The organism is Acidovorax sp. GW821-FHT10A04 (genome assembly GCF_059415825.1).
Map to the genome: position 1 here is coordinate 58,333 of NZ_JBWKNZ010000002.1, position 21,862 is coordinate 80,194.

Consider the following 21,862-nt stretch of genomic DNA (forward strand, 5'->3'; position numbering starts at 1 on the left):
ATGGCAGATTCGCTCAAGACACGCGTAGGCCGCATCATTGCCGGCAGCGTGCATGCGCTGGTGGACCACCTGGAGAACCATGCGCCGCTGGCGGTGATGGAGCAGTCGCTGCGCGAGGCCGACACCGTGATCGGCGAGGTGCGCCATGAACTGGGCCGCACCAGCGCCAACCGCCACCTGGCCCAGCAGCAGCATGCCCACCTCAACGGCCAGCACGGCACGCTGGCCGAGCAGATCGACCAGGCCCTGGCGGCCGGCCGTGACGACCTGGCGCGTGTCGCCGTGGCGCGCCAGCTCGACATCGAGGCCCAGATCCCGGTGCTGGAGACCACGCTGGCCGACCTGGCGCGGCAGGAAAGCGAGCTCACCGGCTATGTGGCCGCCTTGCTGGCCAAGCAGCGGGAGATGGCCTCTGCCCTGGAGGCCTTTCGCCAGAGCCGCACGGCGGCAGCCCAGGCCGCCCCTGTGCCCCCAGGCGGTGCCAACGCGGTCCAGCAACGCATGGATGCCGTGACTGACGCCTTCGACCGCGTATATGCGCGCCAGAGCGGCCTGGCCGGCACCGACCGCAGCCACACGCTGGACCAGGCGGCCAAGCTCAAGGAGCTCGACGACCTGGTGCGCGACCACAAGATCGCCGAGCGCATGGCACGCCTGAAAACGGGGCACGCGTGATCACCTCCCTGTTCACCGCCCCTGAGACCTGGCCCTTCGGCGTGGCCTTTGCGCTCATTGTCGGCATCGCGCTGATCGAGGGCCTGGGCATGCTGGTCTCGCTGAGCCCGAGCAACTGGCTCGACGATCTGCTGCCTGACATCGATGGCGACACCGGCCTGGACCGGGTGCTGGGCTGGCTGTACATCGGCAAGGTGCCCTCGCTGGTGCTGTTGGTGCTGTTCCTCACGGGCTATGCCATCTTCGGCTACAGCCTGCAGAAGGTGGCCCATGGCCTGCTGGGTGGCTACCTGCCGGTCTGGCTCGCCGGCCTGGTGGCCGTGGCACCCGGCATGGCCACAGTGCGCAGCCTGGGCTCGCTGATCGCGCACATCATCCCGCGCGACGAGACCTCGGCCGTGAGCGAGATGTCGCTGATCGGGCGGCCGGGCGTGGTCTCCGCCGGCGCTGCGCGCCGCGGCCTGGCGGCGCAGGCGCGGGTGCGCGATGCCCATGGCCGCACCCACTACCTGATGGTCGAGCCCGACCTGGATGACGAGGTCTTCGACGAAGGCGCGCAGATCCTCATCGTGCGCAAGATCGGGGCCTTCTACCGCTGCATTGCCAACCCGCATCCGGGGTTGATGTAGCCGTCCATTGCCATCAACATACCAACACCAACCGAGGGAGAGACTGAGAAATGAGCAACCTGATCGAACTGGGCGCGATTGCCGGCATCGCCCTGCTGGCGCTGCTGACCATCGGCATCGTCTTTGCGCGCCTGTACAAGCGCTCCACCAAGGAGACCGCCTTCGTGCGCACGGGCCTGGGGGGCCAGAAGGTCATCATGGATGGCGGCGCCATCCTGCTGCCGGTGTTCCATGAGCGCGTGCTGGTGAACATGAACACCCTGAAGCTCGAGGTGGTGCGCCGCGCCAAGGAAAGCCTGATCACCAAGGACCGCATGCGCGTGGACGTGACGGCGGCCTTCTTCGTGCGCGTCAAGCAGACCGAGGAGGCCGTGAGCATCGCCGCCCAGACCCTGGGCGCGCGCACCATGAGCCCCGAGGAGCTCAAGGCCCTGGTGGAAGACAAGTTCGTGGACTCGCTGCGTGCCACGGCCGCCACCATGACCATCCAGGAGCTGCAGGACAAGCGCCGCGACTTCGTGCAGGCCGTGCAGAACGCGGTGGCCGAAGACCTGGAGAAGAACGGCCTGGAGCTCGAATCCGTCTCGCTGACCAGCCTGGACCAGACCGAAAAGCAGTTCTTCAACCCCAACAACGCCTTCGACGCCGAGGGCCTGACGCGCCTGACCGAACAGACCGAGGCACGCCGCAAGCAGCGCAACGACGTGGAGCAGGACACCGAGGTGCAGGTGCGCACCAAGGACCTGGAGGCCACGCGCCAGAAGCTCACCATCGAGAAGGACCAGGAGTTCGCCTCGCTGTCGCAAAAGCGCGAGATCGAGACCACGCGCGCCGAACAGGCCGCGCTGATCGCCACGCAGCAGGCCGAGCGCAGCCGCGAGGCCGAGGCCGCCAAGATCGAGGCCGAGCGCCAGGTGAGCCAGAAGCGCATCGAGGCCGAGCGCGAGATCAAGGCCGCCGAGATCGAGAAGAACCTGGTGATCCAGACGCGCGAGATCGAACTCGAGCGCCACACCGAGACCAAGCGCGCCGAGCAGCGCAAGCAGGTCGAGATCGCGCGCCAGGATACGCAGATCGCTATTGCCACCAAGTCGCGCGAGCAGTCCGACGCCGATGCCGCCGCCAACCTGGCGCGCGCCGAAGCCGTGAAGGCCGAGGAAGCCGTGAACACCGCGCGCCAGGTGGCCGTGGCCGAGCGCGACAAGAACATCCAGCTGATCGAGGCCTCCAAGGACGCCGAGCAGAACGCGATCTCGATCCGGGTCTCGGCATCGGCCGAGAAGGAGGCCGCGATGGACCGCGCCGAGGCCATCACCATCGAGGCCCGCGCCCGCCAGGCCGCGGCCCTGGCCGAGGCCGAGGGCAAGCGCGCGCTGAACGAAGCGCTCAACACCCTGTCGGCCGCCCAGGTGGACCTGCAGGTGCGCAGCCTGCTGCTGCAGCAACTGCCACAGATCATCGCCCAAGCCGTGCGCCCCATGGAGAAGATCGACTCGATCCGCATCGTGCAGGTCGGCGGCCTGCCGGGTGGCGCGGGAAGCCAGGGCGCGGGGCTGGGCGGCAATGGGTCCCAGGGCACCTTCCCGGAGCAGGTCCTGAACTCGGCCCTGCAGTACCAGATCGCCAAGCCCATCGTGGACGCGGTGATGAAGGACGCGGGCCTGTCCAATGAAGGCATCACCGGCATGGCGCAGAGCCTGGCCGGCATGCTGGGCAGCCCGCCACAGGCCGCGCCAGCGCCTGCCAGCCACGCCGCTGAGTGAGCCTGCGGCCGCGGCCCGGCCCGGCCTGGCCGGGCTCGCCGCCCATCGCCGTGGCTTGTGCGCCACGCAGCTCCCTGCCGGCCCGGCCGCCCTGGCCATGGGCGTGGCAGACTTGGGCACCATGCTCAACCTGCTTGCATCCCTGCTGAATTTCATCTTCACGCTGCTGCTCCCCGTGCTGGGGCTGGCACTGACGGGGGCTTTGCTGGTGTATGCCGCCTATGTGCGCTTCGTGGACATCCCGCAGAAGTGGATGCTCACCCGGCGCGCACTGCAGATCCTGTGCGCCGTGGCCTTGCTGTGCCATGCGCTGATCCTGCTGAAGTGGTACCTCTCCGTGCGCACGGAGCAGGCGCGGCAGGACGGCGCCGTGGTGCGCGCCAGCAGGGAGCGCTTCGTGCTGCCCGCAGATTTCCAGTACGGTGAGCTGCTGCTCCCCGCAGGCAGCCTGATCAACCGCAACGACCCCTTCGACAAGGGCGAGCCCGGCAAGCCGGTCGCTCTGCACGGGCTGGAGTCGGTGCGCTTTGCCCAGCCCGTGCAGATCGCAGGAGCCTGGGTGAGCGCGCTGCAGACCCTGCCCCTGCGCCTGGAGCTGGCGCAGGACCAGACGCTGGGTCCCGTCTACCGCTTCGACAGCAACACCCAGGGCTGGGTGGAGCACAAGCTGGTGCCGGCACTGGCCTGCCGCAAGGGGCAGATGGCGGTGTTCCAGGTCCCCCCTATTCCCTACGATGTGCAGGCGGAAGTGGGCAAGCCCGCGCCGGACGGGCCCGAAGCGCGCTTTCGCCCCAGCGAATGGCTGCTGCGTGCCTGCGAGAACGGCACCGCCATCGCCGTGCAGCCTGCCCACCCGGCCGCGGCCAGCCAATGACCCGACGAGGGTTCAGCGGTTGAGTTCGGCCAGGCGCTCGGGCGTGCCCACGTCGGTCCAGCGGCCCGTGTAGAGCGAGGCACCCACGCGGCCCGCGTCCATGGCGCGGCGCAGCAGCGGCGCCAGCGGCGCTTTCAGGCCGCCCGGGTTGCCTACCGGAATATCGCACCAGGGCTTGAAGAACAGCTCGGCATGCAGCAGCGCGATGGTGCTGTAGGTGTAGCGGGGAGCGGGATCGTCCGCTGGCAGGTTCAGCGCCAGCCCCTCGGGCGACAGGCCGAAATCGCCGCGCGGGTGGTGCTCGGGGTTGGGCACCAGCCACAGGTGGGCCAGTTGCCGGCTGGCCTTGAAGGCCTGCACCGCCCGGGTGTCGAACACGAAGTCCGGCACATACACGTCCCCGGCAGCCAGCCAGAAGACGTCCGACTCCACTAGTGGCAATGCGCGTGCGATGCCACCCGCCGTCTCCAGCGCGCCGCCGAAGTCGCGGCCCTCTCGGGAGTAGGCGATCTCCACCCGGTGGTTGCCCCGGCGCGAATGGTGCGTGCCGAAGGTGGTGCCGCAGTGGGCCTCAATCTGCTCGCCCAGCCAGGCGGTGTTGATGACCACCTCGCCCACGCCGGCCTCGGCCAGGGCCTGCAGGTGCCATACCAGCAGCGGCTGTCCCTGCACCGGCAGCAGGGGCTTGGGGACGGTGTCGGTCAGGGGCCGCATGCGTTCGCCGCGACCGGCGGCCAGCAGCAGGGCCGGCACCTGGGCGGCGGCGCTCACGCGGCCACCTCCACGGAAGCGGTGTCCACAGCACCGCGCTGCAACGCATGGCGCTGTACGCTGGCTGGATCGAACAGCGCCAGCAGCGTGTCCATCAGATGGCGCGCCCGGCCCGAATGGTCGGCGCCGAAGTTGCAGACATAGACGTCCAGCGTCACGGCCTGCTGCTCGGGCCAGGTGTGCACGCACAGGTGCGACTCGGCCAGCAGCACCGTGGCCGTGACCCCCCCGGGCCCCTGGGCGGTGGCCGGGAAAGCATGGAACAGCTGGCCCACGGGCTGCAGGCCCGCTGCGCGCACAGCGTCCGTGCAGGCGCGGCCCAGGGCGGCGGAATCCAGCAGCCATTCAGGCGCGCAGCGGCAGCCATGGAGGTCGGCGGTGAGGTGCAGTCCTTGCATCAGCCGCACTGTAGTGCATTGCCCGGCCACCAAGGCACAAAGACGTGTTTGCACCAGCGAAAACCGTTCTCAGGCGCTCACCGGTAAAATAGCGGGTTTCCCCTGAACCTCCCCCACCCGGAGCCGCTCTTTCCATGGCCAACACCCTGCAAAACCAACCAATGGCAAACGCGATCCGCGCGCTGGCCATGGACGCCGTTCAACAAGCCAACTCCGGTCACCCCGGCGCCCCGATGGGCATGGCCGACATGGCTGTGGCCCTGTGGGGTCGCCACCTCAAGCACAACCCGACCAACCCCCAGTGGTTCGACCGCGACCGTTTCGTGCTGAGCAATGGCCATGGCTCGATGCTGCTGTACGCGCTGCTGCACCTCACGGGCTACAACCTGCCGATCGGCGAACTCAAGAACTTCCGCCAGCTGCACAGCAAGACTGCCGGCCACCCCGAAGTGGGCATCACCCCCGGCGTGGAAACCACCACCGGCCCGCTGGGCCAGGGCATCACCAATGCCGTGGGCTTCGCCCTGGCCGAGAAGCTGCTGGCCTCGGAATTCAACCGTGACGGCCATGCCGTCGTGGACCACAACACCTACGTCTTCCTGGGCGATGGCTGCCTGATGGAAGGCATCAGCCACGAAGCCGTGTCGCTGGCCGGCGCCTGGAAGCTCAACAAGCTGATCGCCCTGTACGACGACAACGGCATCAGCATCGACGGCCAGGTCGCCCCCTGGTTCGCCGACAACACGCCCCTGCGCTTCGTGGCCAGCGGCTGGAACGTGATCGGCCCCATCGACGGCCACGACGCCGAGAAGGTGGCCGCGGCCATCGCCGACGCCAAGAAGCAGACCGAGCGCCCCACGCTGATCGTCTGCAAGACGCATATCGGCAAGGGCAGCCCGAACCGAGCCAACACCGCCAAGGCCCACGGCGAGCCCCTGGGCGCCGAGGAAATCGCGCTGACGCGCGAAGCCCTGGGCTGGAGCCACGAGCCGTTCAGCATCCCCGAAGACGTGTACGGCGCCTGGAATGCCAAGGACACCGGCCAGGCCGCAGAAGCCTCGTGGAACGAGCGCTTTGCTGCCTACACCGCTGCGTTCCCCGAACTGGCCGCCGAACTGACGCGCCGCATGCAGGGCCAGTTGCCCGCCAACTTCGCCCAGGTGGCCGTGGACACCGTGGTCGCCGCCCACACCAAGGGCGAGACCGTGGCCAGCCGCAAGGCCAGCCAGCTGGCGCTGGAAGCCTTCACCGCTGCCCTGCCCGAACTGCTGGGCGGCAGCGCCGACCTGACCGGCTCCAACCTCACCAACACCAAGAGCACGCCCAACCTGCGCTTCGACATGCAGGGCCACGTGGTGCAGACCGAAGTGTCCGAGGGCAAGAAGATCGGCGGCCGCCACATCAACTACGGCGTGCGCGAGTTCGGCATGGCCGCGATCATGAACGGCATTGCGCTGCACGGCGGCTTCATCCCGTACGGCGGCACCTTCCTGACCTTCAGCGACTACAGCCGCAACGCCATCCGCATGGCCGCGCTGATGAAGCAGCGCGTGATCCATGTGTTCACGCACGACTCCATCGGCCTCGGTGAAGACGGCCCTACCCACCAGTCGGTGGAGCACGCCGCCAGCCTGCGCCTGATCCCCAACCTGGACGTATGGCGTCCCGGTGACACGGCCGAAACCGCCGTGGCCTGGAGCGTGGCCCTGTCCAACAAGGACAAGCCCACGGCGCTGCTGCTCTCGCGCCAGAACCTGCCCTACGCGCCCAAGCGCGACCTGGGCGACATCAGCCGCGGCGCCTATGTGCTGAGCGAGCCCGCCGACGTGGGCCTCAAGAAGAAGGCCGTGGCCGTGATCATCGCCACCGGCTCCGAAGTGCAATTGGCCCTGAAGGCGCAGCGCCTGCTGGCCGACCGCAAGATCGCCGTGCGCGTGGTCTCCATGCCCAGCAACACCACCTTCGACCGCGAAGACGCCAAGTACAAGAAGTCCGTGCTGCCCGCCGGCATCCCCCGCGTGGCGGTGGAAATGGGTGTCACCGACGGCTGGTGGAAGTACGGCTGTGCCGCAGTCGTCGGCCTCGACACCTATGGTGAGTCGGCCCCGGCGCCGGTGCTGTTCAAGCACTTCGGCTTCACCGAAGAGAACGTGGCTGCCACCGTGCAGGCCGTGCTCAAGGGCGGCCGCTGACCGGGCGCGGCGGGGCAGGGACGTAACATTGTGCAAATATGCAGAGGTTTCGCGTGACTTACAGCACGTTGCAGCCTCTTTGCATGCTTGACGCCGTTACATGTGGCCGGCACGCTAGTCGTTTTCATTGACGTCCCCCTTTTTCAAGGAGCTGCCATGATCCCGACCCTGTTTCCCCGCAAGTCCCTGGCCGCCATGGCCGTGCTGTCGCTGGCCTGCCTGTCGGCCCATGCCCAGGTGGAGATCACCGATCCACCGGCCGGCCACAACTACGGCAAGGTTCCGCTCCAGGCCACGTTTGCGACGCAGTACTTCTCGGTGTTCAACCGCAGCAGTGCGCCGCTGCAGCTGGGCACGTTGATCTCCAGCGGCGCGGCCCTGGCGACCTGTGCCGGCATCGGCTGCCCGGTCGTCGCGCAGGGGGACTTCCTGATCCCGGCCGGCTCGGACGGCTGCTCGAACGCCGTGCTGCAACCTGGCCAGGGCTGCTCGACCCTGGTGGCCTTCACCCCCACCGCCCCGGGGTCGCGCATCTCCCAGCTCATCGTCCAGTCGCGCACCGGCGCGGCGCTGGCGACGTATCCGCTGCACGGCACGGGCACATCGACACCGCTGGACTGCGTGCTCGACTGGGCCGAGAAGAGCTTCCCGCAGCTGCTGACCACGCCCACGGGCACCGCCACCGTCTCGCCCTTCCACCTGCGCTGCTATGCCAACGGCACGATGTGCCTGGGGGCCGACACGGCCGTGCCCACCTTCGACCAGCCCAGTGTCTACTTCTACCAGACGCAGCCCACCGCCTCGGTGCAGCGCCTGGGATACCTCTCGACATTCGCACAGGCGGCGCAATGTCAACCCTGATTCCTTAACGTTTGGAGAACCTTGGAAATGACGATCAAGATTGGCATCAACGGCTTCGGCCGCATCGGCCGCAACGTGCTGCGCTCCGCCATCCAGAATTTCAGCGACATCGAGGTCGTTGCGATCAATGACCTGCTGGAGCCCGAGTACCTGGCGTACATGCTGCAGTACGACTCGGTGCACGGCCGCTTCAAGGGCGACGTGTCGGTGGACGGCAATACCCTGATCGTCAACGGCAAGAAGATCCGCCTGACGCAAGAGCGCGACCCCGCCAACCTCAAGTGGAACGAGGTCGGCGCGGACGTGGTGATCGAATCCACGGGCCTGTTCCTGGACAAGGTCACGGCCCAGAAGCACCTGGACGCCGGCGCCAAGAAGGTCATCCTGTCGGCTCCTTCCAAGGACGACACCCCCATGTTCGTGTACGGCGTGAACCACACGAGCTACAAGGGCGAGGCCATCGTCTCCAACGCCTCGTGCACCACCAACTGCCTGGCCCCCGTGGCCAAGGTGCTCAACGACAAGTGGGGCATCAAGCGCGGCCTGATGACCACCGTGCACGCAGCCACTGCCACGCAGAAGACGGTGGACGGCCCGTCCAACAAGGACTGGCGCGGCGGCCGCGGCATCCTGGAAAACATCATCCCATCGAGCACCGGCGCTGCCAAGGCCGTGGGCGTGGTGATCCCCGCGCTCAACAAGAAGCTCACCGGCATGTCCTTCCGCGTGCCCACCAGCGACGTCTCGGTGGTTGACCTGACCGTGGAGCTGGAAAACGCCGCCACGTACGAAGAGATCAAGGCCGAGATGAAGGCCCAGTCCGAAGGCGCGCTCAAGGGCGTGCTGGGCTACACCGAAGACAAGGTGGTGGCCACCGACTTCCGTGGCGATACCCGCACCTCGATCTTCGACGCCGACGCCGGCATCGCCCTCGATGGCACCTTCGTGAAGATCGTCAGCTGGTACGACAACGAATGGGGCTACTCGAACAAGTGCCTGGAAATGGTGCGCGTGGTGGCCAAGTAAGCCGCCAGGCCCCGGCCGACACCAAGGCCGGCTGCCCGCAAGGGTGGCCGGCCTTTTTCATGGTGCCTGCGGCCTCAGGCGCTGCCGTGCAGCAGCCGCTCGAAAAGATCGTCCGATCCCATCTGCCCACCCTTGAGCATGATCTCCAGGCCATCGAGCGCCGGGTGCTCGCTGTGCAGCTGGCACAGCGCCACACCGGGCGCGAGCGAGGCCCGGTACGACAGGCCCCAGGCCGCAAGCGCCTGCACCGCCAGGCTGGAGGTATCGCCCCCGGCGATGCCGATGCGGCGCAACGGCACCTGCGCCAGCACCTGGGCCAGCAACCGACCGCCGGCCTGGGCCACCTGGTGGGCCGTGGCACCGTGCGCGGCGCTGCCCGCCGTCACCGCCAGCACGCTGCGGCCGGCCTGCAGCAGGGCTCCCAGGTGCTCCGCCAGGGCCCTGGCTGCGTGCTCGCCACCCTGCACCAGGGCTGCCACATCGACGGACACCTGCTCGTAGGACACCGCAGCGCGCACCTGCTGCGCCGTCACCGGCGACAGGCTGCCCGCCAGCACGAAAACAGGCCCTTGTGCGGCCGCCAACGGCGCTGCCGTCGCCGCAGCCGCATGGGGCCACTGCGTCGCCAGCGCCTGCACCACGCTGCTCGGCCCCACCGCCAGCAGCCTGGCCTGCTGGGCACGGCGCCACACCAGCTGGCCCACGGCCTGCAGGTCCTCGGGCCGGCTGGCGTCCATCAGTACCGCGGCAGGGCGCCCGGCCAGGGTGGCATCAAGCACCGCCTCCTGCCGAGCCAGCGGCTGGGCATACAGCGGGTAGTCGATGCCGGGCACCGGCTGCAGGCCTTGCTGGGCCAGGTGCAGGCGCAGGTCGCTCTCCTGCATGGGCGTGACCGGGTGGCGGCTCATGGTGGGGTGCCGGTCGATGCGGTGCACCGCCGGATCGCTCCCGGCACGCGCGAACAGGTGGCCGAACACGCAGTAGCGCCCCAGGCTGGGCTGCCCACCGACGATGGGAACGAAGCGGTTTTCCACATGCTGGCGCAGGGTGTGCACAGCCACGCCGATGCTGCCCACGTGCGGCGCGCTGTCGAAGGTGGAGCACACCTTGTAGTGCAGCACCGGCACGCGCATCTGCGCGAAGAAGCGGCCCACGGGTTCCAGTTCGGCACGCATGGCCTCAGGGTCCATTGCGCGTGCGGCGCCCGCGATGCCGATGGCGTCCAGCGGCCCTGCGCGCCGCAGCTGCGCGGCCGTGGGCACGCCCATGAACAGCAGGGCCCGCAGCCCCGCCTGGGCGGCCGTGGCCAGGGTGTCGGTGGCTCCGGTGAAATCGTCGCCATACCAGCCCAGGCGGGCGGTGGATGCAGCCATCATGGTGTGCTCAGCCCTTGGAGCCGAAGAAGCCGAGCGCGCGCTGCAGCTCGGGCGCATGCCGGGCGAAGTGGTCGAGCGGCGTGCCCGCCGCCACGGCCTCCCAGGCCTGCTGGATGCTTGCCACGCCCGCGGCAGGGCCATCGGGGTGGGCCAGGATGCCGCCGCCGGACATGAACAAGAGGTCGGTGCTGCGCAGGCGCTCCCAGGTCAGCGGCACGGTGCCGGCCCACTGGCCGTTGGAGATGGCGGGCAGCACGGCGTCATCCAGCCCCGGCGCCAGCGGCGCCAGCGTGTCGTGGGCCGACTCGACCACCTCGTCGTCGGTCTGCGAGAACTTGCCTTGCAGGCCATGCACGTGCATGTGGTCCACGCCCGCCAGGCGCCACAGGGTCTGCCAGGCCTGGAACGAAAAGCCCAGCAGCGGATGCCGCGACAGCGCGCCGTAGCCGTTGCGGTGGCCGTGCAGCGCCAGCGGTGTGTGGCGGCGCAGGGTCTGCACGGCCGAGTAGCCGCACCAGTTGAGGCTGGCCATCACGCAGCTGCCGCCTTCGGCCTGCACCAGGTCGGCATGGCGGCGCATGGCGTCCGTCTCGTCCGTGATGTTGAAGGCCACCATGACATGCTTGCCCGTGCGGTCCTGGTGCGCGCGCACGGCGCGCATCACGGCCTGCACGCGCTCGCGCAGCGGGGCATGCGCGGGGTCGGCACAGACCTCGTCGTCCTTGATGAAGTCCACACCCGCCGCGCACAGCCGCGCGGCCAGCGCGCCGGTCTCCTCGGCCGACAGGCCCACATTGGGCTTGACGATGGTGCCGATGAGCGGGCGCCCCTGCACCCCTGTGAGCGCACGCGTGCCCGCGATGCCCTGGCGCGGCATGTCGAAGCGCTGGCGGTACTCCGCCGGCAGGCGCAGCGATTCGAGCCGCAGGCCCGTGACCTCGCCCAGGTCGAACAGGTTGCCCGACACCGTGGCCGCGAGCGTGGGCAGATTGGCGCCCACATTGGCCACCGGAAAACGCACCGTGAGCCGCGCCCGGCGGAACGGGCCGGCCAGCGGCTTGCCGGCCGCGGCGCGGCGCTCCAGCCAGCCATTGGGCAGGCTGGGCGCGGCCACGGATTCGAGTTCCTCGATGGATTGCACGGTGGCGCGCGCACGCTCGCGCAGCGCATCGGTCTCACCCTCCACGCGGGTGAAGGTGCCACAGGACTGTTCACCCGCAAGCACCTCGGCCACATGGGCCGGGTCCAGCGGCGTCTCGATCAGGTAGCGGGCTTCGAAATGCTCGGCGTCCATGGGATCAGAGGGTGTTGAGATCGGGGAAGGGGCGCACCGGGTCCTTGCCGTCCCAGTCCTTGGCTGCCTCGCGGATCAGCGTGAACAGCCGGCCCTTGGGCCCGGCCACTTCGGACAGCTCGATCAGCGCGCCTGGGTGCAGGCCCGGGTGCTTGCCGTCCTCGAAGTACACGAAGCGGCCGTTCACACCCACCTCGCCGCTCATGCAGACCTTGAAGCCCGCGGCCTCGGCACGTGCGAGGTCGGCGTCGAAGTCCTCCGTCCAGTAGGCCACGTGCTGGCCGCCCACATGGCCGGCCTGCTGGAAGTCACGGTACATCGAAGGCACATCGTTGCGCGTCTGCAAGAGCTCGATCTGCACGCCGCCGGCATTGGCCAGGGCCACCGAGTTGTGCGGCTCGTGGCGCTCGCCACGGTAGGTGTAGTTTTGAATCGGCACGCGCGGGTTGTAGTACCAGGGCCCGACGCCCAGCACATTGGCCCAGTAGTCCATGGCAGCCTCGATGTCGGGCACGAGGTAGGCCACCTGGCGGATTTCACCAAAGAATCGGCTCATGGTTTGCTGCTTTCAGAAAGGGAAGGAGGGCCCGGCATGCAGGGCGGCCGGACCAGGGGGTTGGATGAATTGCGTTATTTGGTCAGGAACCCCGTGGAGAACCACGGGATCGCGGCCACGATGACCAGACCCACGAACAGCGCCATGACGTAGCCGCCGATGTGGGACAGGCCTTCGTTGGGGTGCACCTTGCTGATCGCACAGGCGCCGTAGTAGCCCACACCGAAGGGCGGCGCGAACAGGCCGATGCCCATGGCGAAGATCACGACCATGGCGTAGTGCACCTCGTGGATGCCCACGGCCTTGGCAATCGGGAACAGCAGCGGCCCGAACAGCACGATGGCCGGGATGCCTTCGAGCACGCTGCCCAGTACCACGAAGGCAATGATCGACACGGCCATGAAGCCCCAGGCGCCGCCGGGCAGCTGCTTCATCACCTCGGCCAGGTCGTGCGAGAAGCCCGACTGCGTGAGCCCCCAGGCCATGGCCGTGGCGCAACCCACGATGAAGATGATGGCGCCCGTGAGCGAGGCAGTCTCGATGAGCATGGGCCGCAGCCGGCGCAAGTCGAACTGGCGGTGGATGAACAGGCCCACCAGCACAGCGTAGACGATGCCGATCGTGGAGACCTCGGTCGCCGTGGCCACGCCCTCGACCACGGCCGCGCGGATCACGAAGGGCAGGGCGATGGCCGGCAATGCGGTGACCAGAAAGCGCACGATCTGCGCACGCCCGAAGCGCTGCACCTGCGACAGGTCTTCGCGCCGGTAGCGCCACCAGACCACCGCGCACAGGCAGGCGCCCACCACCACGGCCGGCAGCATGCCCCCTGTGAACAGTGCCGCGATGGACACGCCCGTGACCGAGCCGATGGTGATCAGCACGATGGAGGGCGGGATGGTCTCGGTCTGCGCGCCCGTGGCCGACAGCAGCGCCACCAGGTCACCGGGCTTGGCGCCGCGCTTTTGCATCTCGGGAAAGAGCACGGGCGCAATGGCCGCCATGTCGGCGATCTTCGAGCCCGAGATGCCCGAGACCAGGTACATGGCCCCGATCAGCACGTACGACAGCCCGCCGCGCACGTGGCCCAGCAGGCTGGCCAGGAACTGGATCATGGCGCGCGCCATGCCGGTCATCTCGATCAGCGCGCCGAGGAAGATGAACAGCGGCACGGCCAGCAGCATGAGGTGCGACATGCCTTCGTCGAGCCGCCCCACCAGTACCAGCATGGGAGCGCGCGTGGTGAGCGCCAGGTAGCCGAAGGTGGCCAGCGCGAACGAGAAGGCGATGGGCACGCCCGAGAACACGCAGGCCGCCACCACCACCACGAAGAAGATCACCAGGTTGAGCTTGCCCAGCGGCGGGAACAGCGGCTGCGCGAGCCAGAAGGCCAGCACCAGCGCCCCCACCGTGGCCACGGCCGCCAGCATCACCGCCAGGCCGCCCTCGCGCAGCATGCGCAGGGTGCACACCAGCAGCATCAGGGCCATGCCGGCCGGCAGCGCCGAGGCGCGCCAGGCGTTGCTGATCTCCAGCGCCGGCGTGACGATCACGGCCTCCTCGGCCGCGTACTCGTAAGCATGGTGCAGGATGAGCAGCAGAAAGGCGAACGATGCCGCCATGGCCAGCGCCTCCAGGTAGGCACGCGCCGCCGGCGGCACCTTGCCCACGAAGGCGGTCATGCGCATGTGCTCGCCGCGGCGCAGCGCCACCACCGCGCCCAGCATGGACAGCCACAGGAACAGGATGGAGGCCAGTTCGTCCGACCAGACCAGCGGCGCATGGAACACATAGCGCGACACCACGCCGCAGAACAGCAGGCAGATCTCCACCAGCACCAGCAACGCTGCGGCGGACTCCACCACCACGCCGATGCCGCGGTCCAGCGGGTCGAGCGTGGTGCGCCAGCCCGTGGGGACGGGCGCGGGCACGGCAGCGGCCAGCATCAGGACACCTTGCCGACGGAGGCTTCGAGCAGCGCCCAGGCTTCGTCGCCGAACTTGCCCTTCCACTCGGAGTAGTAGCCGGCCTTGCGCAGCTGCTCGCGAAAGCTCTGCGGGCTGGCGTCGTTGAAGGCCATGCCCTTGGCCGTGAGGTCACCGCGCAGCGTCTCGTTGAGCTTCTTCAGGTCGGCGCGCTGCTGCAGGCCTGCCTCGTCGAAGGCCCGGCCGAGGATGAGCTTGAGGTCGTCGGGCAGGCCGCGCCAGGCGCGCCCGTTGACGACCATGTGGTAGCCGTCCCAGCTGTGGTTGGTGACCGAGCAGAACTTCTGCACCTCGTAGAGCTTGGCGGTCTGTACGATGGCCAGCGGGTTCTCCTGCGCATCGACCACCTTGGTCTGCAGGGCCGAGTAGACCTCGCTGAACTGCAGGCTGGCCGGCGATGCCGACAGGGCCTTGAACATCGAGATGCCCATGGGGCTCACCGGCACGCGGATCTTCATGCCGCCCAGGTCGGCCGCGCTGTTGACGGCCTTGGTGCTGGTGGTCACCTGGCGGAAGCCGTTGTCCCACATGCGCGGGAAGGTGTACAGGCCCACCTTGGCGAAGGCCGCGCGGATGCTGTCGCCGAGCTTGCCGTCGACCGTCTTCCAGACCTGGTCGTAGTCGGCGAAGGCAAAGCCCACGGCCGTGATGGCGCTGATGGGCGCGAGCGTGGCGATCACCATGGTGCCGGCGTTGAAGATCTCCAGGCCGCCACTGCGCACCTGCGAGAGCATGTCGGTGTCGCCACCGAGCTGGTTGTTGGGAAAGACCTTGAGCTCCAGCCGCCCCTTGCTCTCGGCCAGGATGCGCGCCGCGGCCTCGTTGGCGCGCACGTTGAGCGGGTGCGACACGGGCAGGTTGTTGCCGAACTTGAAGCTGTACTCCGGCGCGGCGGCGCTGGCCAGTCCGGGCCAGGCGCCCGCGACGGATGCGGCAGGCAGTGCGCACAGGCCGCGCAGCAGGCTGCGGCGCGAGGAAGAGGGATTCGAATGGGCCATGGTCTTTGTCTCCTGTCTTTATGGAATCGTTGGAAGGGGCACGCGCGGGGCGGCTCTTTCAAGGGCTGACCTTATCGGTGGTCTGCACCCCGCGCAAATTGAGAATCTGATGGCTTTTGATGGAAATGTGACGCTTCAATTGCACCGCGCATGCATGCCGCCGTCGACCAGCAGCTCCACGCCGTTGATGTAGCGCGCCTCGTCGGACGCCAGGAACACCGCGGCGTTGGCCACGTCCCAGCCATCGCCCATGCGCCCCGTGGGCGAGAGTTTGTGGCGTGCGGCCACCATCTCTTCGTGGCTTGCGTAGAAGCCCGAGATCTGGCGGTAGATGTGCGGCGTGTCCATCACGCCCGGCAGTATGCAGTTGGCGCGGATGCCCTCGGCCGCGTACTGCAGGGCCACGCTCTGCGTGAAGGAGTTCACCGCCCCCTTAGACGCGGCATAGGCGCAGTAGGCATAGCCCGTCCAGCGCACGCCGCCGAGCGCGCCGATGTTGACGATGGCGCCCGACTGCCGCGCCTGCATCAGCGGCAGCACAGCCTTGCAGGTCAGGAACATGCTCTTGACGTTGACCGCCATCACCCGGTCCCAGGTGTCTTCGGAGGTTTCCACCGGCCCGCCCTGCGAGGTGATGCCCACGTTGTTGTGCAGGATGTCGATGTGGCCATAGGCCTGCACCGCCGCCTGCACGGCGGCCTGCACCTCGTTCCACTGCGTGACATCCGCGCGCACGGCCAGGGCTTCATTGCCTTCGCCGCGGATGGTTTCGCGCGTCACCTCGGCCGCGGCGCCGTCGCGGTCCACCGCGACCACTCGGGCACCGGCCCGCGCATAGGCCGCAGCCGCGGCCTTGCCATTGCCCCAGCCGTCCCCATCGGACCCGGCACCGAACACCAGGGCCACGCGGCCCGCGAGCCGCTTGTTGTTTGTCTCCATCATTGTTCCTTGTCTTGACCGCCGCCCTCTGGCATGCGGTGGGCTCTTACGATAGCCTCGGGCCCGTGATGCACCAATCGCCAAACATGATGGTTTTTGATGGCTTCGGAGGCCGACCGTGAGCCGCGCCCTGCCCGGCGTGGCCGAGGTCGCCACGCTGGCCGGCGTCTCCACGGCCACGGTGGACCGGGTGCTCAACCGGCGCGGCGGCGTGCGCCAGGCCACCGCGCAGCGCGTGGTGCAGGCCGCGGGCGAGCTGGGCTACCTGCCGGCGGACGGCCTGGCCGCCACGCTGGCGCCAGCGCCCCTGCGCGTGATGTTCCTGCTGCCGCGCAACACCAGCCGCTTTCTCACCATGCTGGGCGACATGGTCAGCTACTCGCAGGAGCACTGGGCACCGTTCCACGTCAAGTGCCGCGCCGAAACGGTGGACAGCTTCAACCCCGAGGCCCTGGCCCAGGCGCTGTTGCACCACGGCAAGCGCTACGACGGCCTGGTCATGATGGCGCTGGAACACCCCCAGGTGCGCGAGGCCGTGGCCACGCTGGCCGAGCGCGGCGTGCCCGTGGTCACCGTGATCTCGGACCTGGGCAACTCGCAGCGCGTGGGCTATGTGGGCCTGGACAACCGGGCGGCGGGCCGCACGGCGGGTTACCTGATCGGCCGCTTCATCGGCGCGCGTGCCGCCAAGGTGGCGCTGGTGGCCGGCAGCCTGCGCTACGCGGCGCACCAGGAGCGCGAGGCGGGCTTCCTGCACGTGCTCGAAGAGCTGTTCCCGCAGCTCACCGTGGTGGGCCTGCGCGAAGGTCTCGACGACTCCGAGAAGAATTACCGCCAGACCCGCACCCTGCTCGAGCGCCACCCCGATCTGGCCGGCATCTACAACATCGGCGGCGCCTCCGACGGCATCGCCCGCGCGCTGCAGGAAGGCGGCATGCAGCACAAGGTGGTGTTCATCGGCCATGGCCTCACGCCCGACACACGCGCCCAGCTCATCGACGGCAGCATGGACGCCGTGATCACCCAAAACCCGCTCAGCACCATCACGAGCTGCGTGCGCATCTTCGCCAACCTGCGCGACGGGCGGTCGGCCTTGTCGGGCGTGGAGACCACGCGCAGCCAGGTCGTGTTCCGCGAAAACCTGCCCTGATGCCCCGGGCGCCGCAGCGCCCGTACACGTAAGCCGATGTAAGACCGGGACCACAGGCGAACTGTGGCCGGGACTACGCGGCCCGAAGGCCTGCGCGCGAACAATGCACCTGAACCAGCAGCGTCTCCTGGTCGCCTCCTCGCCCGGCATGCCGGCATCTTGGGGAGGGCCGATCCCACCCCCTCCCAAGGAGTTCAGAACACCATGCATTCATCCGCACCCATCCGCATCGCCGTCGCCACCCTCGCCCTGGGCGCCCTGGCGGCCTGCTCCTCCACCCCCCCACCCACCGAACAGATGGCCGTGAGCCGCACCACGCTGACCCGCGTGTCGGCCTCGCCGGCCGTGACCGCCACCGCCCCCGTGGAACTGCAGCGCGCCCGCGACAAGCTCATGGCCGCCGAGAAGGCCATGGGCGCACAGGACTACACCGCCGCGCGCCGCCTGGCTGCCGAGGCCGAGGTGGACGCCCGCGTGGCCGAGACCCGCGCCGACGCGGAGCGCAATGCCGGCAACCTGGCCCAGGTGCAGGACGGCATCCGTGCGCTGCAGGAAGAAATCAACCGCCGCGCTGCACCCGCACGCTGAGCACCGCAGCCCATGCATGCCACCACGGCAGCGACGACCACCGAATCTTGAAGGAATCCCGACCATGCATCCCATTCTTCGCCGCACTTCCGCCCTCGCCTCCGGCCTGATCGCCGCGGGCCTGCTGGCCGCCTGCGCCAGCACCGCCCCCTTCGTGCCCCTGGAACAGGCGCGCCTGGCCGTCGGCCGCGCCAGCTCCGACCCAGCCGTTGCGCAGTACGCGCCGCTGGAGCTCAAGCAGGCCAGCGATGCACTGCTGCGCGCCGACCGCCTGTGGGCCGACAAGCACGACGAGTCGGAGACTAGCCACCTGGCCTACATCGCCACGCAGCGTGCCGAGATTGCCAACAACGCGGCACGCGCCCGCATGCTCGATGCGAGCATCCAGAGCGCAAGCACCGAGGCCGACCGCATCCGCCTGGAGGCACGCACCCGCGAGGCCGATGAGGCCCGCCTGCGCGCCGACGCCCAGGCGCGCAATGCGCAAATCGCCCAGGCACAGGCATTGAGCGCCGAACAGCGCGCCGCCCAGCAGCAGGCGCAGGCCAATGCCGCGCTGGCCCAGGCCAGTGCGGCGCAGGACCGCGTGCGCCTGCTGGAGGCCCAGTTGCGCGAGATGGAAGCACTGCAGACCGAACGCGGCCTGATCGTGACGCTAGGCGACGTGCTGTTTGCCTTCAACAAGGCCGAGCTCTCGCCCCAGGCCGCGCCGCGACTCGACAAGCTGGCCAGCTTTCTTCAGCAGTTTCCCGAGCGCAAGCTGCTGATCGAGGGCTACACCGACAGCGTGGGTTCGGACGCCTACAACCAGGAACTGTCGGCACGCCGGGCCGGCGCCGTGCGCGATGCGCTGGTGGCGCGCAGCGTGGACGCGGGCCGCATCACGGCACGCGGCTATGGCAAGGTCTACCCGGTGGCCGACAACGCATCGCCCGAGGGCCGGGCCATGAACCGCCGCGTGGAGATCGTGATTGCCGACGACAAGGGCAACCTCAGGGGCCGCTGACACGCCCCGGGGCGACTTGCCCCACCACCAGGACCGCGCTGGCCACGCCGCGCGGTCTTTTTTCATGGGCCTTCGAAAAGGCAGGACTGCCTAAGTAAGTGATCACCCACATGTAACATTTCGCGCCATCCCAAGGGCGCATCGGCATGGTGCAGGCGCCGGACGCTGGTAACGGCAATACCCCACCAGGGTAAGCCCCATGCGGGGCGGCACAGGTTTTGCTGTTCAATTTCTGCCACGGGCGGGTCATATGCATCTGTTACATATGGATCCGATGCAGACCACGCCCAAAAGCGTCTTCAAGGAAACAGCCACCATGCATCCCATGCTTCGAAGCACCACCGTTCTCGCCATCAGCGCGATGGCCGCAGGGTTTCTGTCCGCCTGCGCCACCGCCCCGTCCATGGCCCTCGAAAGGGCCCGCACGGCGGTCAGTACCGCCAGCGCCGACCCGGCTGTGGCCCGCCATGCGGCCCTGGAACTGAAGCAGGCCACCGACGCCTTGGCCCAGGCCAACAGCATCTGGAGCAAGACCAGCGACGAGGCGGAAACCAACCACATCGCCTACATGGCAGCCTTGCAAGCAGAAGCCGCCACCAATGCGGCACGTGCACGCATGCTGGCGGCCAACATCCGCACCGCCAACTCCGGCACCGCCCAGATCAGCCTGCACACCGACACCCAGACGCGACGCTGATGCGGCGCGCCCTGCAATGGTGCAGGGCGTTGCATTGTTTCAGGCAAACGTCTCGGTATCCACCTCGCTCGCGCTCTGCGCGCTGTAGCGAGGACCCACGACGTTCTGCTGGTTGATGGCCTGGTCGAGCGCGGCCAGCGTCGCTGTGTCGAGCTGCACGCCGGCCGCGCCCAGGTCGTCGTGCAGGTGCTCCACGCTCGTCGTGCCCGGAATCGGGATGATGTGCCCACCCTGGTGCAGCAGCCAGGCCAGCGCCAGCTGCGCAGGGCTGCAACCCACTTGGCGCGCAATTGCGACATACCCCTCCAGCAACGCCAGGTTGGCGGCATAGGCCTCGGGCGCAAACCGCGGCATGGCGCGGCGGATGTCCTTGGCGTCCAGGGTGGAGACATCGGTCAGCCCGCCGCACAGGTAGCCGCGCGCCACCGGGCTGAAGGCCACGAAAGCCACGCCCAGCTCGCGGCAGGCGTCGAGCACCGCGATCTCGGGGTTGCGCGTCCACAGCGAATACTCGGTCTGCACGGCAGCGATGGGGTGCACCGCATGCGCGCGGCGCAGTGTGGCCGCCGATACCTCGGACAGGCCAATGCTGCGGATCTTGCCCGCGCGCACTAGGTCGGCCAGCGCGCCCACGCTGTCCTCGATGGGTATCTGCTTGTCCCAACGGTGCAGGTAGTACAGGTCGATCACATCGGTCTGCAGGCGGCGCAGGCTGTCCTCGCAGGTCTGGCGCAAGGTAGCGGGTCGCCCGTCAATCACGCGCACCAGCTTGCCGTCGCCGGCCACGTCCACGCCCTGCATGCCGCACTTGCTGGCCAGGGTGAAGCGCTGGCGGTGCGGCTTCATCACGCGGCCCACCAGGGTCTCGTTGGCGCCGAAGCCATAGAGCGTGGCCGTATCGAACAGGGTCACGCCCGCGTCGAGCGCGGCCAGCAGCACCCGCTCGCCCTGCTCGGGCGAGACCGGTGCGCCGTAGGCGTGGCTCAGGTTCATGCACCCCAGGCCAATGGCGCTGACGTCGAAGGGGCCGAGTTTGCGTGTCTGCATGCTGGTCATTGCTCCATGAAAAACGCCCACAGCGTACAGGCTGCGGGCGGTGTTGAATCGAACGAAGGAATCGCTGTTATTGAAGCTGCTGCTCCAGGTCGTGCAGCACCTGGTAGCAGGCCAGCACCTGGGCCACGCTGGAGTTGGGCTCGCGGCCCTCGCGGATGGCAGCGAAGAACTCGCGGTCCTGCAGCTCGATGCCGTTCATCGACACGTCCACCTGGCTCACGTCGATCTTCTCCTCCTTGCCGTTGACCAGGTCGTCGTAGCGCGCGATGTAGGTGCCCGTGTCGCCGATGTAGCGGAAGAAGGTGCCCAGCGGGCCATCGTTGTTGAACGACAGCGACAGCGTGCAGATCGCGCCATTGGCGGCCTTGAGCTGGATGCTCATGTCCATGGCAATGCCCAGCGCGGGGTGGATGGGGCCCTGCACCGCATTGGCCTTCACGATAGGGCTGCCCGCCTGGTAGGCGAACAGGTCCACGGTGTGGGCGGCGTGGTGCCACAGCAGGTGGTCGGTCCAGCTGCGCGGCTGGCCCAGGGCGTTCATGTTGGTGCGGCGAAAGAAGTAGGTCTGCACGTCCATCTGCTGGATGTTGAACTCACCCGCCTGGATCTTCTTGTGCACGTACTGGTGGCTGGGGTTGAAGCGGCGCGTGTGGCCGCACATGGCGACCAGGCCGGTTTGCTTCTGCAACGCCACGACCTCCTGTGCACCCTTCAAGCTGTCGGCCAGCGGGATCTCGACCTGCACGTGCTTGCCCGCCTTCATACAGGCGATGCTCTGCTCGGCATGCATCTGCGTGGGCGTGCACAGGATCACGGCGTCCACCTCGGGCAGGGCCAGGCTGTCGGCCAGGTCGGTGGTGACATGGCCGATGCCGTACTTGGCGGCGACTTCCTTCGTCTTGTCCAGGTCGCGGCTGACCAGCGAGACGACTTCCACGCCGTCGATGTTCTTGATGCCGTCCAGGTGCTTGATGCCGAAGGCACCGGCGCCCGCGAGGGCGACCTTGATGGTCTTGTTCGTAGTCATG

21 protein-coding genes are annotated in these 21,862 nt (G+C 68.4%); 11 read left to right on the plus strand and 10 right to left on the minus strand.

What is annotated here, in order from left to right; all coding sequences use genetic code 11:
* From AC07PF_RS04685 to AC07PF_RS04700, 4 genes are all read left to right on the plus strand, one after another.
* Entirely contained in the window at window positions 1-675 is a 675-nt protein-coding gene (locus tag AC07PF_RS04685; RefSeq protein WP_007850995.1) for a PspA/IM30 family protein, read from the plus strand.
* Window positions 672-1,304: a YqiJ family protein gene (locus tag AC07PF_RS04690; protein WP_145693742.1), complete on the plus strand. Its 633-nt coding sequence runs from the start codon at window positions 672-674 to the stop codon at window positions 1,302-1,304. Before AC07PF_RS04685 ends, AC07PF_RS04690 begins: the two co-directional genes overlap by 4 nt.
* A 50-nt stretch (window positions 1,305-1,354) precedes the next feature.
* Complete coding sequence (locus AC07PF_RS04695; RefSeq protein WP_145693744.1) at window positions 1,355-3,067, plus strand: flotillin domain-containing protein; 1,713 nt, start codon at window positions 1,355-1,357, stop codon at window positions 3,065-3,067.
* A gap of 121 nt (window positions 3,068-3,188) precedes the next feature.
* Entirely contained in the window at window positions 3,189-3,941 is a 753-nt protein-coding gene (locus tag AC07PF_RS04700) for a hypothetical protein (protein WP_494611032.1), read from the plus strand.
* A 12-nt stretch (window positions 3,942-3,953) separates the two neighbouring features.
* Here the strand turns inward: AC07PF_RS04700 and AC07PF_RS04705 are convergent, their stop codons facing one another.
* The gene (locus AC07PF_RS04705; protein WP_007850984.1) at window positions 3,954-4,712 is read right to left on the minus strand and encodes a nucleotidyltransferase family protein; all 759 of its coding nucleotides are present in this window, start codon (window positions 4,710-4,712) and stop codon (window positions 3,954-3,956) included.
* Complete coding sequence (locus tag AC07PF_RS04710; RefSeq protein WP_494611033.1) at window positions 4,709-5,110, minus strand: S-adenosylmethionine decarboxylase family protein; 402 nt, start codon at window positions 5,108-5,110, stop codon at window positions 4,709-4,711. The genes AC07PF_RS04705 and AC07PF_RS04710 overlap by 4 nt, the downstream gene beginning before the upstream one ends.
* Before the next feature lie 134 nt (window positions 5,111-5,244).
* Here AC07PF_RS04710 and tkt point away from each other — a divergent pair, with 134 nt between their 5' ends.
* From tkt to gap, 3 genes are all read left to right on the plus strand, one after another.
* Window positions 5,245-7,302 (plus strand): transketolase, encoded by a 2,058-nt coding sequence (tkt, locus tag AC07PF_RS04715; protein ID WP_494611034.1) that lies wholly within the window; start codon window positions 5,245-5,247, stop codon window positions 7,300-7,302.
* 156 nt (window positions 7,303-7,458) lie between these two features.
* Entirely contained in the window at window positions 7,459-8,163 is a 705-nt protein-coding gene (locus AC07PF_RS04720) for a hypothetical protein (protein WP_494611035.1), read from the plus strand.
* 27 nt (window positions 8,164-8,190) lie between these two features.
* Window positions 8,191-9,189: a type I glyceraldehyde-3-phosphate dehydrogenase gene (gene gap, locus AC07PF_RS04725; protein ID WP_007849989.1), complete on the plus strand. Its 999-nt coding sequence runs from the start codon at window positions 8,191-8,193 to the stop codon at window positions 9,187-9,189.
* A 74-nt stretch (window positions 9,190-9,263) separates the two neighbouring features.
* Here gap and AC07PF_RS04730 read toward each other — a convergent pair whose 3' ends face one another.
* The 6 genes from AC07PF_RS04730 to AC07PF_RS04755 form a co-directional block, all read right to left on the minus strand.
* Window positions 9,264-10,565, minus strand: coding sequence for a four-carbon acid sugar kinase family protein (locus AC07PF_RS04730; RefSeq protein WP_494611036.1), 1,302 nt, complete (start codon window positions 10,563-10,565; stop codon window positions 9,264-9,266).
* A gap of 7 nt (window positions 10,566-10,572) precedes the next feature.
* Window positions 10,573-11,859, minus strand: a complete 1,287-nt coding sequence (locus tag AC07PF_RS04735; RefSeq protein ID WP_494611037.1) for a ribulose-bisphosphate carboxylase large subunit family protein — start codon at window positions 11,857-11,859, stop codon at window positions 10,573-10,575.
* Window positions 11,860-11,863: 4 nt separating this feature from the next.
* A complete protein-coding gene (locus AC07PF_RS04740; RefSeq protein ID WP_145693758.1) occupies window positions 11,864-12,415 on the minus strand; it encodes a VOC family protein in 552 nt (183 codons plus the stop codon).
* A 74-nt stretch (window positions 12,416-12,489) separates the two neighbouring features.
* Window positions 12,490-14,361 carry a TRAP transporter large permease gene (locus AC07PF_RS04745; RefSeq protein ID WP_494611038.1) on the minus strand — a complete coding sequence of 624 codons (1,872 nt, stop codon included), beginning with the start codon at window positions 14,359-14,361 and terminating at the stop codon, window positions 12,490-12,492.
* Window positions 14,361-15,398 carry a TRAP transporter substrate-binding protein gene (locus AC07PF_RS04750; RefSeq protein WP_007849968.1) on the minus strand — a complete coding sequence of 346 codons (1,038 nt, stop codon included), beginning with the start codon at window positions 15,396-15,398 and terminating at the stop codon, window positions 14,361-14,363. Before AC07PF_RS04750 ends, AC07PF_RS04745 begins: the two co-directional genes overlap by 1 nt.
* 135 nt (window positions 15,399-15,533) lie before the next feature.
* Window positions 15,534-16,337 (minus strand): SDR family NAD(P)-dependent oxidoreductase, encoded by an 804-nt coding sequence (locus tag AC07PF_RS04755; RefSeq protein WP_494611039.1) that lies wholly within the window; start codon window positions 16,335-16,337, stop codon window positions 15,534-15,536.
* 118 nt (window positions 16,338-16,455) lie between these two features.
* Between AC07PF_RS04755 and AC07PF_RS04760 the strand changes: the two genes are divergently transcribed.
* The 4 genes from AC07PF_RS04760 (at window position 16,456) to AC07PF_RS04775 (ending at window position 19,778) form a co-directional block, all read left to right on the plus strand.
* Window positions 16,456-17,487 (plus strand): LacI family DNA-binding transcriptional regulator, encoded by a 1,032-nt coding sequence (locus AC07PF_RS04760; RefSeq protein ID WP_494611040.1) that lies wholly within the window; start codon window positions 16,456-16,458, stop codon window positions 17,485-17,487.
* Window positions 17,488-17,691: 204 nt separating this feature from the next.
* Window positions 17,692-18,075, plus strand: a complete 384-nt coding sequence (locus tag AC07PF_RS04765; protein ID WP_007849965.1) for a DUF4398 domain-containing protein — start codon at window positions 17,692-17,694, stop codon at window positions 18,073-18,075.
* 64 nt (window positions 18,076-18,139) lie between these two features.
* The gene (locus AC07PF_RS04770) at window positions 18,140-19,081 is read left to right on the plus strand and encodes an OmpA family protein (protein ID WP_007849964.1); all 942 of its coding nucleotides are present in this window, start codon (window positions 18,140-18,142) and stop codon (window positions 19,079-19,081) included.
* Window positions 19,082-19,397: 316 nt separating this feature from the next.
* Window positions 19,398-19,778, plus strand: coding sequence for a DUF4398 domain-containing protein (locus AC07PF_RS04775; protein WP_494611041.1), 381 nt, complete (start codon window positions 19,398-19,400; stop codon window positions 19,776-19,778).
* A gap of 39 nt (window positions 19,779-19,817) precedes the next feature.
* Here AC07PF_RS04775 and AC07PF_RS04780 read toward each other — a convergent pair whose 3' ends face one another.
* The gene (locus tag AC07PF_RS04780; protein WP_494611042.1) at window positions 19,818-20,825 is read right to left on the minus strand and encodes an aldo/keto reductase; all 1,008 of its coding nucleotides are present in this window, start codon (window positions 20,823-20,825) and stop codon (window positions 19,818-19,820) included.
* A 76-nt stretch (window positions 20,826-20,901) separates the two neighbouring features.
* Entirely contained in the window at window positions 20,902-21,861 is a 960-nt protein-coding gene (locus tag AC07PF_RS04785) for a Gfo/Idh/MocA family oxidoreductase (protein WP_007849961.1), read from the minus strand.
* Window position 21,862 lies beyond the last annotated feature (1 nt).